12 protein-coding genes and 1 pseudogene are annotated in these 14688 nt (G+C 57.6%); 5 read left to right on the top strand and 8 right to left on the bottom strand.

The genetic code is table 11. The features are described 5' to 3' along the window. Nucleotides 1–214: 214 nt before the first annotated feature. Nucleotides 215–1117 (bottom strand): AraC family transcriptional regulator, encoded by a 903-nt coding sequence (locus B0G81_RS41885; RefSeq protein ID WP_166679210.1) that lies wholly within the window; start codon nt 1115–1117, stop codon nt 215–217. 174 nt (nt 1118–1291) lie between these two features. Here B0G81_RS41885 and B0G81_RS41890 point away from each other — a divergent pair, with 174 nt between their 5' ends. Together B0G81_RS41890 and B0G81_RS41895 are read left to right on the top strand one after the other, a co-directional pair. Beyond that, the gene (locus B0G81_RS41890; RefSeq protein WP_134143951.1) at nt 1292–3055 is read left to right on the top strand and encodes a tannase/feruloyl esterase family alpha/beta hydrolase; all 1764 of its coding nucleotides are present in this window, start codon (nt 1292–1294) and stop codon (nt 3053–3055) included. Nucleotides 3056–3483: 428 nt separating this feature from the next. Then, nucleotides 3484–4688: pseudogene (locus tag B0G81_RS41895) on the top strand (tyrosine-type recombinase/integrase). Nucleotides 4689–5246: 558 nt separating this feature from the next. Here the strand turns inward: B0G81_RS41895 and B0G81_RS41900 are convergent. The 3 genes from B0G81_RS41900 to B0G81_RS45265 all read right to left on the bottom strand — a co-directional run bounded on the left by B0G81_RS41900 (nt 5247) and on the right by B0G81_RS45265 (nt 7622). Continuing rightward, complete coding sequence (locus B0G81_RS41900; protein ID WP_102635962.1) at nt 5247–6449, bottom strand: Fic family protein; 1203 nt, start codon at nt 6447–6449, stop codon at nt 5247–5249. Between the two features lie 247 nt (nt 6450–6696). Continuing rightward, nucleotides 6697–7023 carry a hypothetical protein gene (locus B0G81_RS41905; protein WP_134143952.1) on the bottom strand — a complete coding sequence of 109 codons (327 nt, stop codon included), beginning with the start codon at nt 7021–7023 and terminating at the stop codon, nt 6697–6699. After that, nucleotides 7023–7622 (bottom strand): hypothetical protein, encoded by a 600-nt coding sequence (locus tag B0G81_RS45265; protein WP_243856919.1) that lies wholly within the window; start codon nt 7620–7622, stop codon nt 7023–7025. The genes B0G81_RS41905 and B0G81_RS45265 overlap by 1 nt, the downstream gene beginning before the upstream one ends. Before the next feature lie 100 nt (nt 7623–7722). Here B0G81_RS45265 and B0G81_RS44300 point away from each other — a divergent pair, with 100 nt between their 5' ends. The 3 genes from B0G81_RS44300 to B0G81_RS41920 all read left to right on the top strand — a co-directional run bounded on the left by B0G81_RS44300 (nt 7723) and on the right by B0G81_RS41920 (nt 9588). Beyond that, nucleotides 7723–7929, top strand: a complete 207-nt coding sequence (locus tag B0G81_RS44300; protein WP_208328654.1) for a hypothetical protein — start codon at nt 7723–7725, stop codon at nt 7927–7929. A gap of 28 nt (nt 7930–7957) precedes the next feature. Then, complete coding sequence (locus B0G81_RS45270) at nt 7958–8140, top strand: hypothetical protein (RefSeq protein ID WP_243856920.1); 183 nt, start codon at nt 7958–7960, stop codon at nt 8138–8140. Between the two features lie 119 nt (nt 8141–8259). Next, nucleotides 8260–9588 carry a hypothetical protein gene (locus B0G81_RS41920; protein ID WP_134143953.1) on the top strand — a complete coding sequence of 443 codons (1329 nt, stop codon included), beginning with the start codon at nt 8260–8262 and terminating at the stop codon, nt 9586–9588. Between the two features lie 1449 nt (nt 9589–11037). Here the strand turns inward: B0G81_RS41920 and B0G81_RS41925 are convergent. The 4 genes from B0G81_RS41925 to B0G81_RS41940 all read right to left on the bottom strand — a co-directional run bounded on the left by B0G81_RS41925 (nt 11038) and on the right by B0G81_RS41940 (nt 14652). After that, nucleotides 11038–11559 (bottom strand): 3-hydroxyacyl-CoA dehydrogenase family protein, encoded by a 522-nt coding sequence (locus B0G81_RS41925; RefSeq protein WP_166679211.1) that lies wholly within the window; start codon nt 11557–11559, stop codon nt 11038–11040. Nucleotides 11560–11672: 113 nt separating this feature from the next. Further along, entirely contained in the window at nt 11673–12605 is a 933-nt protein-coding gene (locus B0G81_RS41930) for an electron transfer flavoprotein subunit alpha/FixB family protein (RefSeq protein WP_134143954.1), read from the bottom strand. Between the two features lie 12 nt (nt 12606–12617). After that, nucleotides 12618–13367 (bottom strand): electron transfer flavoprotein subunit beta/FixA family protein, encoded by a 750-nt coding sequence (locus tag B0G81_RS41935; RefSeq protein WP_120298662.1) that lies wholly within the window; start codon nt 13365–13367, stop codon nt 12618–12620. 76 nt (nt 13368–13443) lie between these two features. Continuing rightward, complete coding sequence (locus tag B0G81_RS41940) at nt 13444–14652, bottom strand: porin (protein WP_120298588.1); 1209 nt, start codon at nt 14650–14652, stop codon at nt 13444–13446. Nucleotides 14653–14688 lie beyond the last annotated feature (36 nt).

Below are 14688 nucleotides of genomic sequence, written 5' to 3' on the forward strand. Positions count from 1 at the left end.
CTCAAGTGACGGCCAGGGACCCGCGCGCGTGGATTCTGGCGGGATATGTTGGGTATTAGCGCTTGGCTTTTGGGGCGGCTTCCGTTAAGTGGGGTGGTGGTGTGACGTTCGTGCCGACGAAAGAGTAGTTCGACGGCCACAGCAGAAACAAAAACGCGAGCCGCCATGTTACGGACGCTCGCGCCTGGATGCAGCCGGTGAAGCAGTTATCTTCTTATCCGTTTTTCGCTAATTTTCGGTATTGGCCTGGGGTTAGCTTCACCTCTTGCGCGAATGAATTTCCGAAATGGCTCTGGCTGCTGAATCCGCACCGCAGGGAAATCTCAACCAGCGATAGCTTCGACGTAGCGAGGAGCCGCTTCGCGGTCGTTAGGCGTCTTTGTGTGATGTATTTGTGGGGCGGTAATGTCGTGGCAGCCTTGAATGCGCGCGCAAAGCAATACAGGCTCATGCCGGTTATTTCCGCAAGCTCCTGAAGGTGGATAGCGCGCTCAAGATTACTTTCGACATAATCTTGTACCGACCGAAGCTGCGTTATGCCGAGGGCTGGAGCAGCCGGCTCGATATCGACTTGGCCGAACCCACGGCAGAGTTGCGCGGCAAGCGTCAGGATGAGATTTTCGCCGTATGCGGGCCCTTGGGGACAGTCGGCAACTGCATCCTGGAGAAGTGCGAGGACCAGATGGTGTATGAGCCCATCTGTGGCCGCAATACAGGGTCTTAGTTGCAGCCGATCCAATGACGTAGAGCCAAGAACCGCAGCATCAAACAACGTTCGGTTGATTCCAACGATAATTCCGTCCCACCCGCTGTACCTCACAGCACGATACGGCAACTGGGCCGGAAACAGGGCAAACTGCCCACCGTCGCAGCGTCGACGCAGCGTTGGATTTCCCGCCCAGGCGATCTCGTAGTCCGCTGCTTGTCCGAGGTTCAGTGCTATGACGTGATCGTGCAGTATGGTTTCATCCAGAGCCTCCGCTTTGCCTGTATGTTGCCAACGTTCAAAGATGATTCCATTCCACGCGCCGGGACTGCACAATGTCAGCCCTTGCGAATGGAATGCTTCGGTCTTTCCGGTCTCAACGTCGAAGCGACGCAATTTCGAGGTGTTCATGTTCGCATTCAACGCTGATAATCTGACCAGAAACTTACACCTTCGGTCGGTGTTTACCACGACGATATCAACAGCAAGATTGTGCCACTCTGCAAGTTTTTGAGAGATAACTAACGACGCTTTGTCTCCTAATGGCTGAAGCGGCGATGACCGCTCACTACAAGGAGACATGCTATGAAATGCCCAAATCACCGTACGAATTGGCGACGCCCGCTCGGCGTCCTGACGCAAATGGCGTCCTTTTCCTTTATCGCCACGGCGCTAAGCGGATGTCACGGCGGTGATGATGATTTAGAGCCTCCGTCAGTGATCGCGCAGACGTGTACCGCGAAGAGCATTTCGGCGCTCAACGTCTCCAACGTTACAATAACTGCGGCTACGGCGATTCCTGCGTCCGGCGCATTACCCGCACATTGTCAAGTTACGGGCAGTGTCGTGACGGAAGGCGATGGCGGTCCTCAAGGGCATGCGAATTTCGCGGTCTATCTCCCTGCAAATTGGAATCAGAAATTCCTCTTCGACGGTAATTCTGGCTTCGATGGAAATGTCCAGCCAGCATCGGCTGAACAGTTGGCCAAGGGTTACGCCACTGCGGCTGGCGACGCGGGTCACCTCGGTAACGGCGCTGGCTTCGTCGCTAACCTCGACAGCAGTTTTGCGGTCTCGTCTGACGGAACGCGCAACGACGCAACTGTCACAGACTATTTCTATCGGGCGAATCACCAGGTGAGTGTCGCCGCGAAGCAGATCGTTCGCGGGTATTATGGGGCGCACGAACGTTTCTCCTACATGGAGGGCTGTTCTGGCGGGGGTCGAGAAGGACTGATGGCGGCAAGCGTCTATCCAGACGACTACGACGGGATCGTAGCGGGAAATGCATACAGCAGCCAGGCGGCAACAAGTATCTGGAATGTTCGCAATTTCAAGGCTTTCCTAGCAGCGCCGATTCCAAACGACAAGTTTGACGCCATCAACGCCGCGATTCTCAAGCAATGCGACGCGGCTGACGGGGTAAGCGATGGGCTCATTCAAAATCCCTCGGCATGTAACTTCGATGCGACGTCCCTGGTCAACGATGGAACATTAACCGCGGCCCAAGCAGCGGCTCTCAACGACTATTTCACAGCGGTGAAAGACGACGCAGGAAATGTCATTGCTCACGGCGGTTCGGTGTCCGGCTTAAACGTAATCTCGCCAAGCTCCAACGGACCAAGCTCCAACATTCTGGGACTTGGCGCACACACCGCGAACGATCTGATTGTTGCGAATGCGAACAGCTACCTCCCCTGGTCGGGCGGTTCCATAACAACCCAGCCGGTGGATTGGCAACTCGCCTATGGGGTTGTAGCGATGCTAGGCTTCCACCAGCCGACCTTCAATATGACTGACCCTGCTTTCATTAATGGGAATGTAATCAAATCTGCTACCAGCCAACAATTGTTCTTTGCAGTACAAGGTGGATCGCTGACGAATCCGTCTCAACTCGCCAGCTTCATTGGTAAGGGCAGGAAGCTAATCATCTATGATGGCTTCGCGGATGCTGTCTTGAACCCTTTCGATAAGGTCGAAATCTACAAGAGTCTTGCAGGTGTAAACGGGGGGTACGAAAATTTGAAGAAGACCGTTCGGTTTTTCCCGGTACCGGAGATGCAGCACTGCGTAGGCGGCTCTGGTCCAAACAGTTTTGACGCGCTTACCGCCCTCGATCAATGGGTGGAGGGCGGAAAAGCGCCCGATAGCATTCTGGCGACCAAGTATGCGAACGATGACACGTCTGCGAGCGTTCAAAGGACAATGCCCCTTTGTCCTTTCCCCGCAATGGCTGCCTACTCGGGGTCAGGCAACGTCAATGACGCGGCAAACTGGTCTTGCCCTTCCCGTGATCAATCCCTATTACATCTGGGTCCGAACGGGGTGCGCGCGGGCCTGAGTCAGTAGCAAATGCAGCCAGTGGCCGGTTTTTTTGCGTGGGCTGCGGGCTCCGCAGAATCTACGGCTGCTGCGCAAAGCTTGAAGGTATCCGTCAGCGCATCCCGTCTTGAACGCACGTAAGTGCGGTGCCAAGGTGTTGCCGTCGTAACGACGGAGCCATGCGATGGACGACACATCGGGAGAAACGGCTGTACCAACGGGTGCGCGACGCCGCGACAACGAAGTAACGAGGGCGATCAAGCAGGTCGACGAGGCGCTCTACAATACCAAGGCGACTGGCTGAAACAACATGGCGCTACTTTCGGTGTCCAGACGCGCAGTAGAAAGAAACCTGTTGCCTCACAGAATACCTCGCCGACACGAAAACCATTCTCGCGTTATTTTGACGTTATGCCTGTAGTGTCAAAGGGTCTTCCGTGCGTGCGACAATCGCGGTGACCTGTGCCCCCACCGATCCACGCTCAAAACATGACGACGACCCTGCTGCTCCGCGCCCGCTCGACGCACTCGACCTGCCGCCCGATCTTGACGGTCGCCACGGCGTCAACCGGGCGAACGGTCGCCAGCGGCTCACCGCAGCAGACGACCTGAGCGCGATCTGCGCGTGGCTCGCCCGTGTCGTCGACACGAAAACCACTTTCGAAAACTATCGCAAGGAAGCTGAGCGGCTCCTGTTGTGGTCCATCGCACAACTGGGCAAGCCTTTGTCATCGCTCACGCACGAGGACCTACTCGCCTACAGGCTATTCCTGGGGGATCCGCAACCGCGTCCGCGCTGGGTGTCCGATGGCGGGCCAAGTTTCCGCGTCACGATCCGCGCTGGCGGCCGTTTTACGGGCGCTCGCAGTCTCGAGCCAGCGCCAGGCGATGGTGAGCCTTAATGCGCTGTTTGCGTGGCTAGTCGAAGCTGGCTATCTGGCCGGCAACCCACTGTCGCTAACGCGCCAGCGGTCCCGCCGTCAGGCGCCGCGCATCACCCGTTACCTGGAGCGCGATCTTTGGCAGGAGGTCAAGGTTTATATCGACGGCCTGCCCCGTGATAGCGATCGGGAACAGGAACGTTACTGGCGCGCTCGATGGCTTTTTACTTTGCTCTACCTGGGCGGCCTGCGGATTTCGGAGGTCCGCGGCAATACGATGGGCAAGTTTTTCTGCCGGCGTGACAACGAGGGGCACGAACGGTGGTGGCTGGAGGTGCTTGGGAAAGGTGACAAGGAACGACTCGTTCCCGCCTCCGCCGAGATGATGGTCGAACTCGCGCGCTACCGGCGCGCGCGGGCTTGCGCCACTCCCGTCCTCGCAAGAGGACACGCCGCTGGTGTTGCCGCTCGGCAAATCCATGAAGCCTCTCACGCGGGCCGCGCTGCACTCGATCATCAAAGGCATCTTTGCTGGCGCAGCGGACAAATTAAGGCTTCGCGGTGAGGACTATGCCGCGCGTGCTACGCATCTCGAGCGCGCATCCGCACATTGGCTGCGGCACAGTGCCGGATCCCACATGGCCGACGGCAATCTCGATCTGCGACTCGTGCGAGACAACCTCGGGCATGCATCGATTTCGACGACGAGCATCTATCTTCATAGCGACGACGACACCCGTCACCGCGAGACAGAAGAGAAGCATCGTCTGGACTGGTGAAGTGCGGATTTCGGGCCGGACAGCATTTCACGGGAAAGCGAGACGGCTCCAGCTGGACCTCTGTGCGTGCCGCTGCGGAAAGAATAGGCTTGGGGCCGACTATCTGTTTAAGCACGAACGACCATGCCAATAATTCGAGATCCTTAGTTATAACTGCCGTGCAATGGCAATACGGTCCGCGACTCAAAGCTCGTCGCCCGGGTCAGCGATATCACACCGGAACGGCCGTCCTTCCATGCTCATCAGCATTCGCCGGGCGCAGCGGATGGCTGTGGCAGGAAAACGATGACGTTCATGAAGCGATCTGTTCTCTTCATCGCGCAAGCTTCCACGCCGAGCTTGCCAGCGTTACATAGCCATTACATCCTCTTTAGTGGTCGACGGAGCAACCTTGCCGCCCTCAAACATAGCTAATCGTTCAATTTTTCCGGCGCTACCACCCGCCGGTCCCGGGCGCCCGCGTCGACAACGACGAGCGCTTGCACGGGAAAAGCTCACGAAAAGCCGGGCCGGTGGTTCCGGAGCCGAAGACGATGACGCTTCGGGATGGCCGGGGCGCTACCCGCCGGGAGTCTGGTCCTGTTGAGCGGGAAGCGGGTCCGTGCCTTCGCCAAGGATGGCGAGATAACGCCGATAGCCGAACACGCGTCCGCGCCGGCGCCCCGTTACTTCCTCCACCACACCGAGCCGTTCCAGGTCGGCAAGCGCAGCATTGACCGTCGGCGCACTGAGGCCGGTACGTTCAACCAGCAGGTTGGCAGTAAGGAATGGATTCTGTTGAAGCAGGTCATGGACGCGCAGGGCCGATCCGGCCCGCTCGCTCTCCGCAGTGATCCGCTCCCGGTCTTCCTTGAACAGGCCGACGATCCGTGTTGCAGCATCAAACGCCTGGTTTGCTGTCTCCGCCACGCCATCGAGGAAGAACTCGAGCCAGGGTTCCCAGGCACCGCGTTCACGCACCTCCTGCAGGAGCCGGTAGTAGTCCCCCCGGTGCGTCTTGAGGTAGAGACTCAGGTAGAGGAGCGGCGAGTGCAAAACCCCATGCACCTTGAGGAACAGGGTGACGAGCAGCCGGCCAATGCGGCCGTTGCCGTCAAGAAACGGGTGGATCGTCTCGAACTGGACATGAAGAAGTCCGGCCTTGATCAGCGCCGGCAAGCGCGAGCGGTCCTCATGCATGAACTTTTCAAGTGCATCAAGACAGGGGTCGAGCTCGTTCACGGGCGGCGGCACATACTGGGCGTTGCCGGGTCGGGTCCCGCCGATCCAGTTCTGGGACCTGCGGAACTCGCCAGGGCTTTTAGTGCCCCCCCGCCCACTTTGAAGCAGGCGCGCATGCATCTCGCGGATTAACCGCAGGGAGAGCGGCAACTCCTGGAGCCGGTGCAGCCCATACATCATCGCGTCAACGTAGTTCGACACCTCCCGGACGTCGTCGATGGGTTGGCCGGCCTGTGCCTCGGTTTCGAAACGAAGCAAATCGGTCAAGGTGGACTGGGTGCCCTCGATCTGGGACGACAGCACGGCCTCCTTGCGCACATACATGTAGAGGAAAAGCTCCTGCCGGGGCAGAAGCATCGTGATGCCGTCCAGCCGCCCGACCGCCCGCTCGGCAAGGCTGAGCCGGTCAAGCAGACTCAAGACGTCAATAGGGGGGTCGGGCGGTAGGGGCGGCGGCACGAATGCGCTCGCAATCTCACCGCCTACGGCGGTTTCGACGAATCGGCCCAGCCGGGGATTTGTTGTACTCTCGTCAGCCATGGATGAATTATGGCAATTAGTCGTTAATTAAGCAATACGCCTTTGACTTAATTAGCGCTGAGGCTTATTTAAGCGGCCTTAAACAACGCTCTTCCCCCAACCTGTCGCCCTCGCAGGCGGTCGTCCGTTGCCGTGCCCATTCCCGTCGTACCTGGTTACCGCCACCTGTGGTCCGGCAATTTTTCGCCGGTCTGTCATGGCGACGTCGAGGCCGGGCTGCGGCCCGGTCAGTGAAGCCCGATCTCTTTTACGGGACAGCGGGCGGGTTGTTCACGGTAGAACCGCCCGGTTCGCCTTTCTTTCCCTTCGCTCGCTGCGCCGCCCTTTCCGCACGCTTCACGGCCTCTTCCAGAGATTGCACGTGTTCTGGCGTAGTGCGACCAAAACGCTTGTCGTAGCAATGTGCAATGAATTCCTCGAGGGGACGCTTCCACGGTTCCTGTTGCCCGTTAGCCAGCGACCCGAATCGTCGGGGATTCAATCCCGGTTCGCGGGCCATCTGGATATGAGCGTAGCTCAACCTGAAACGCTGCCGCGCTTCAAACCACGGCTGAAGCTTCGATGGTATCCGCATCAGGGTTCGCCTTTGTGCCAATGTGCCGCCGTCAATCGCTCCACCGCCGCGTAGTAAGACGCCTGCGAAGCTTCAGGATTTTCGTTCCGCTCCGTCTTCAAAATATCGAACAGATGCTCTGCGGCGACCGAGCTGATGGCGTGGATAGCACCGTGTCGCGACAGTCCCTGGTTCCTGAGTCGATGCATCGCCCGGACCACGGGCTCAAGGTTCAGGGCAATCTGGTTTTCGACGATCACGTGGAACGCAGCGTGTGCCGCGACGTTGGGAAGTTTGATCCTGGCGACGCGGTGATACGTTTCGACGAGAGAAATTCGCTCCTGTTCATCGAGTTCGAGCCATGATCCAGGTGCGGGCGCGCAACCGGGCGTGTACTTTTCCATGATGCAGGTTTTGTCCTGACTTTCCTTCTGCCTGTCATAAAACTCCGGTCTGTCGCTGAGTTGCGCTTCAGTTGATGTCACCACGTCCCGGCGGATTCCTTCGAGGCGGCGCTCAAGACCGTTCATGCGCGCTATGTGCTGGGTCTGACCGCGACGCCGCTGCGGCGCGACAGCCAGCAGCCCGTCATGTTCATACTGTGCGGGCCGATCCGGCACACGTCGCGCCTGCCAGCCGGCGCCCCCCCAACTGCTGGAAGCGCTCCCGCAAAGGCTCACCGCAGCGGTGAACGTCGCGGCTGAAGCGCCGAAGCGGACAGTGTTCGCGCAGGTCGCGGCACGCATGCAGATGATCGCCGCAACCATCATTGCGCAGTACGGGCAGGGGCGCAAGATGCTGGTGCTCACCGAGCGCACAGACCATCTCGAACGCTTGAAGCAGGCTCTGGCGGGCCGGTACAGCCGCAGTTCGTGCTGCGCGGGCGCCTCCCGAAAAAGCGCGTGCAGCACAGCTCGCGGCCCTTGACGCGCTGGCCGCTGGCACACCCCGGATCGTGCTGGCGACCGGCAGGCTGGTAGGCGAAGTTTTCGACCACCCGGCACTGGAGACGCTGGTACTCGCCATGCCGGTGGCCTGGACGGGCACGCTGCAGCAGTACGCCGGCCGCCTGCACTGCGAGCACGCGGCCAAAACCGGTGTGCGCGTGCTCGATTATGTCGACGGCGGCCATCTGTGAATTTTCGCGACCGTGTTGTATTGTCGTATCTCATTCCATTTACTCTAATGTGGTAGAAATCAGGCACGACCTCACTCGCGGCGAGTCTCCCACCACTTGTGGTTCGCAAAGGACATCTAATGGCTTTTAGTTCGCACATGGCTTTCGCCAGGAACAGGGCGGGTCAGTTGGTCGCGGCGAACGACCTGCCGTCCGTTGGCCCGGCGATCTTCTATTGCGCCGGCTGCGGTGGCGAGGTCACCCTGTGTCGTCAAGACGCTTCTCAAGCGGACTTCCGGCACGTGCGTCCTGCTGCCTGCGAGCTTGGTGCGCAGCGCGCACTGCACGCCTCGGCGGTGCAACTGCTTGCCGAGAGCCGGTTCGTCGTCGCTCCTGCGCTGACACAGAAAGGTGCCGGACATGGCAAGCGCCACATGATTGAAGAATGGGGTCTGGCGTCAGTCCGCACCACAGTGGATGGAATCCCGGTCGACTTCTTTGCCGAGACGCTGGCGGGACCGCTGATCATCCAGATCGCCATCAAGTCGTTGTACAACGCATCGACGCGATCGACCATCCGGGCTCTTGGCTACGCTGCGCTTGAAATCTCGATCCCGAAACCGGGCGAAGTGCTGGACATTGGCGATCTCCGGGAAGTCGTACTGCATGGGCTAACGAACAAGGTTTGGCTGCGGCACCCGGCGATCGGCAATCGCGAACGTCATGCGCAGCCCAAGCGGCGGCCGGCCGAAGTGGCGCTGCTCTTTGGCGAGGTCGAAAAGCCTGCCGCGAAGCTGTCGGTGCCTGTAGCCGTCACGCCATGGGTGCAAGCCGGCGGGCTAGCGGCCGATGCAGCCTATCGGCAACTGCCTGTCGCGGAGAAGATCCGCGCCCTTGAGCAACAGCTTGGCGAGCCATGCGCGCGCTGGCCGGATGCCGTCGATGTTGACGTGACCGGAAAAGGCTCGTTTTGTGTCGACCCGCGAGTCTGGCAAGCGGACATCTTTGGCAAGTTCGTGCGTCCCGCCGCTGAAGACGCGAGTATCAGGGACTTCACGATGCTGACGGTGCTTGGCTGGCTCGACATGCGCTACAGAATCGTTCCGGCATTCGAAGATGCGGAAAAGGTCGCGGTCCATCAATATCTCCGGGCGCTCACCGCGCAGGGCTATCTGGCGGAACTGCCTGACCAGCAATTCCGCGTGGTGCCGGACCCGCGTCCCAACGGGCTCTCGACGTTGCGGTGGAACCCAGATGCGAGGTTGAGTGTCAGCGGCCTGCGCGTCTGCTCGGAGCGTGTGCGGCTGGAGATTCCGGTCAACCAGGTCCAGCGGCTTCTGGAATATTTTGAGGATGGCCATCCTGCAGTATCGGTGGCGACCTTCGTGCAGGACCTGATGCTCCGGCTTCATGCGCCCGAGCGCACCGTTGTGGCGCTGCTGCGCGAGGCCGATCTGGTCGTCGGATAACCGAATACTGATCAACACAGTTTGAAGCGGCGCGCGAGCGTGTGCGCCGGGTGGGTGCGGTCGCAAACAGAAACGACGCCGTAAAACGGATAGCGTCACCAGCCAGGAAGAGACAGGCGGCGGAAACGATGGAGATGATCGAATGCGCGTTGGCAGGAAAAGAGCGACTGCGGAAGGCGTGGTGGTTGGCCTGAGGTTCGCTGACGGGCACCCTCTCCTACCCGTTTGGCAGTCAGGCATCAAGTCAATTGCGGGCCGATTTGAAGCCCACATCGCCGCCAAATCTCCGGCTATCTAATTAGGATTCCCTAATTAATGTTCGATCATTTCTTTTATGTCAAATTTAATGGATCCGTGCCCGGTTCACACGGGCTGCCACATCTAACGTACGGTATGTCCGGCGCCAAATCTGTCCCCTGTCGTTCGGGTGGCGGGACGCCGATATCGCAACTCCTTCTGGTGGCGAATATCGGCCACCAGCACAACGTCCAGTTCAGCCTGTTCCAACGAACAGCACAACATGTTGCCATTCTCAGACTAGCAGCAGGGTCATCCGCCTTTCCGGCGTCCCTGCCCCCACCCTGAGGACCGCCGCGGCGATTCTCGGTCGATGCGATTCAAACGCATTAGTTATTGCCGAATTGGACACACCCGTGGCGCCAAGCTGTTCAACAGCGAGCGTAATCGATAGAGCGTAGGAACAAAATCCCCAATCAAGTTGCCATGCGGAGAAAATAATTTGATGATTAACAATTATGGGATCAGATAAAATCATGTCGTAATAAGGTTATGCAAACAAGTCTGGTCATCGTTTTTTAAATAACTATGTGGCTTGGTTTTTTTATTGGCGGATGAAACCGCGATAACGTGCATCCTAAGAATCGGAATTCGGGTCGCTCCGATTGTAGGTCCCAGACGATCTGATTTTATGAACAAGTAAAAAGATGTGCCATCTTTATCTGAAATCGCACGATTTCAGAAAATGAATAACCTTCGAAGCGGAGACGTTGTTGCAAATGTTCTCCAGTAACGCCGGAACGCATTGCGACAGTCAAAATTCTCCAGTCTAGGTGTGGATGGAGGAAGACAGCCGCAGCTAACGCACGAGTTACGGATTTTGTACTTATTTTATCGTTGAGCGAAGCCCGCAGTTGCGCTTCCCAGACATTGGTAACACCGGAAAGATCGGGCTCGATCGCGACGCACACTGCGCCCGTAACATCGGGATCAGCATCAATATCGAACCTATCAAGTTCCGGAACCTTGGTCCGCGAGATCCGTACTAGCTTTGTACCGTGAGAAGAACGCCTGCTACGTAACTGGCCTCGTAGAACCCAAAGTTGCACTGGGAACGCAAACCAAATGCGTTCCAAGCTTAAGGGCCGCGTACGATACAAGAGGTACCGCCGTGTTGTCTTTCGATCGCGAAAATCGGTGTTCGGGGGCGCCTCAACGATGTTCACAAACGCCCCGACCTGTCTTTCGTCCAAGCCTCCCCTCGGACACATATCGCCGCAAGCTCGCCGGCGGTAGGTATCGATCGCTCGACGGCCTGCCATGGAGCGACTCCAAGATCGCCGGGCAAACATCAAGTCCAATCAGATCCGCCAGTCTCAACGGAGCGATAGGTTGGTCGCTCCCTGTTTTCATGGCCAGATCGATATTATCCGGCTTCGCTACATCTTCATCGAGCGGAGCAAAAGCGTCGTTAATCATACGGATGAGAAGGCAATTGACAACAAAGCCCGGCGAGTCTGAAACTATCACCGATTGTTTTCCAAGGCGTTCGACGAAGCGCAACGAATGCTTTAGTGTTCCTGAGTCGGTCCCGGGCAACGAAACGATTTCAAAAAACGGCATCACCGGCACCGGATTAAAAAAGTGCGTGCCAATAAATCGTTGCGGGCGAGCCACTGCCCGCTTCAAGCACCAGAGGGTCTTCCCTGTTAAGGCTTGGTGCGGAGTCCACATGTGCCTTGATTCCATGTATGACCGTGAGCCGCCGGCACCGGCTCCATAGCGCGCAGTGTTCGAGGTCAAAACGTACAAACCTGTGGAAAACGCCGAGTAACCGACAGCGACCCTTACAAGCTCGATGTGAGCTCAGGGACCGCACTGAACAGGTCGCCTACCAGGCCGTAATCGGCAACGCTAAAGATTGGTGCCTCTGGGTCCTTGTTGATTGCGACAATCACCTTCGAATCTTTCATCCCGGCAAGATGTTGAATTGCTCCCGAGATTGCGACTGCAACATATAGGTGCGGCGCAACGATCTTCCCGGTTTGTCCCACCTGGTAATTGTTCGGCGCGAAACCTGCGTCTACTGCGGCACGCGACGCACCGAGGGCGGCGCCCAACTTGTCAGCTAACGGCTCCAAAAGCTTGTAGTAGTTTTCGCTACTGCCGAGGCCGCGGCCACCGGAGACAATAACGCTAGCGCTCGTTAGCTCGGGACGGTCCAACTTGACGACTTCGCGACCGACGAACTGCGATCGGCTAGTGCCCGCAGACGCCTCAATTGCAGAGATTTCTGCGCTATCGCCGTTGATCGAGCTAGCATCGAAGCCAGTGGCCCGCACGGTAATCACTTTAATGGCGTCGTTGGACTGAACCGTGGCGATAACACTACCTGCATATATCGGACGCTCGAAGGTTTCAGGATTAACGACCGCTGTAATATCGCTAATTTGTGCCACGTCGAGACGTGCCGCGATCCGCGGCGCAACGTTCTTCCCGTACGCTGTCGCCGGAGCCAGAATGTGCGTGTAATTTTTAGCGATATTCAGCACAGTCGCTTCGACGTTTTCTGCCAGGCCGTCCGCAAGCGCTGGGTCGTCAGCGACTAACACCTTGCTGACGCCCACAATCGTCGCAGCCTGGGCAGCGGCGGCCTGCGCGTTCCATCCTGCGATGAAGACATGAACATCACTGCCCATTTTTAGTGCGGCCGTTACAGTATTGAGCGTCGCAGGCTTGAGGGAGGCGTTATCGTGTTCCGCGATTACTAAAATGGTCATCTCATATCCTCCTCACAAAGCCTTAGCTTCGATCTTAAGTTTCTCAACCAATGTCTTGACATCAGGCACTTTGATGCCGGCGGAACGCGTGGTCGGCTCAACGAATTTCATGATCTTCAAGCGAGGCGTGACGTCCACGCCGAGATCATCCGGCTTGATAATCTCGAGCGATTTTTTCTTTGCCTTCATGATATTGGGCAGCGTCACGTAACGAGGCTCGTTCAGCCGCAAATCCGTCGTGACGACCGCCGGCAGGGTAAGAGACAAGGTTTCCGCTCCACCGTCAACTTCCCGCGACACAACCGCGGTACTGCCTTCCAACGTCACCCGTGATGCGAAGGTAGCTTGTGGCATACCGGCGAGCGCAGCAAGCATCTGACCTGTCTGATTAGAGTCGTCATCAATCGCCTGCTTTCCCAGGATGATGAGTTGAGGCCGCTCCTTGTCCACTAGTGCCTTCAGAAGCTTGGCGACAGCAAGCGGCTCGAGTTCCACGGCAGTTTCAATCAAAATGCCGCGATCGGCTCCGATAGCCATGGCGGTGCGCAGCGTCTCCTGGCACTGGGAAATGCCACACGAAACCGCGATGACTTCAGTAGCTACGCCTGTTTCTTTCTGGCGCACAGCTTCTTCCACTGCGATTTCATCGAACGGATTCATCGACATCTTTACGTTGGATATGTCGACTCCGGAACCGTCGGCTTTGACACGGACTTTCACGTTATAGTCGACCACCCTCTTTACCGGTACCAGGATCTTCAATGTAGGATTCCTAATGCATTCGCACGAAAGTCGGTTGGAAAAATAGCCATAATCAGCAAACATGTCTCTTATTGCTTCAGAACGTATGGCGAATGGCGACATGAGCTGCAAACTGTCGGTCGCTCGTCGACGGCGTTATTGCCGTGATTGATGCGACAGCTTGTTGACCAGTCGAGTCGCGTCCAGTTGCTTTTTGGTATATCAACGCCCCATAGATGTCTGTGCGCTTCGACAAGAAATAGTCGAACGTCACCTGGGGTTGATGATACTTTGCGTTGTTACCGTTTGGTCCTGTTCCTTTAGTGAACACATAGCCGCCCCCCAGCATAAACGCCGGGGTCACATAGTATGAGTAGTCAAGCTCCGCGGTGTTGAACACTGCGGTGCCTTGGTATCCAAAAGGATTCGGGCCGGCACTCGTGTCCCCAAGGCCAGAAAAACGGACATTTGAGTAGTTAGCGTAAAGTGTTCCGCCACCGATCTTGTAGTTCATCCCAACAGCGAAGATATCTTTCGAGTGAGCAGATGCGTAACCTGAGATCGCCGGGTTTCCCTGCACGCCGGTTAGGGTCGTCGCGCCGATGTTGTTCGTCGTCGCGGGGCCCGCAGACGGGGTGTTTCCATAAACAGAAATGTTCGGGTTTCGCGCGGCGAGGTAAGTCATTGCGCCGTAGAACGGGCCGTTCACATACGTGGTTCCAACAGCAAGTTGCTGGTTGCGCGTGACGTCGCCCGCGATCCCGCCCAGACTGTACATAAACCCAAATACGACCCCGTGGTACGGCTGAGTCTTGAATTTAATCGCGTTATTGACGCGATATGTACCGCTCAGATTATCAAGATCGGAAATGTGTGCCGTGTAGCCGCTGCCCCACGGATTTGACGTCGTCAAGGCATTGAAATCCAGCAAGAGGTCATATTGACGACCGAGCGTTACGGTTCCCACGGAATTACCCAAACCGATATAGACCTGGCGGCCCATGTAGTCCCCCCCTTGCTGGAATCTCCCGGTATTCATGTCCCAGCCGCTTTCCAGTACCACGATCGTGCGCATCCCACCGCCGAGATCTTCTACCGCTCGAATCCCCCAACGGCTACCGGCGAGAATGCTGCTCGCAAGGTAGGTCTGGCTTGCTTTCTTTCGCCCAGCGGTTCCGGCCGTCTGGACGTTGTTCACATAGGTTATCCCGTCGTCGATCAAGCCATACAGCGTCACGCTACTCTGCGCGTATGTTGGCTGGGCGGTCAGTACGACAATGCCCGCGACGGCAAGTCTTTTACTCATGCAAGCTCCAGTGTTTGGCAGGGTGGGACGATATAA

The organism is Paraburkholderia sp. BL6665CI2N2, assembly GCF_004366535.1.
GTDB lineage: Bacteria > Pseudomonadota > Gammaproteobacteria > Burkholderiales > Burkholderiaceae > Paraburkholderia.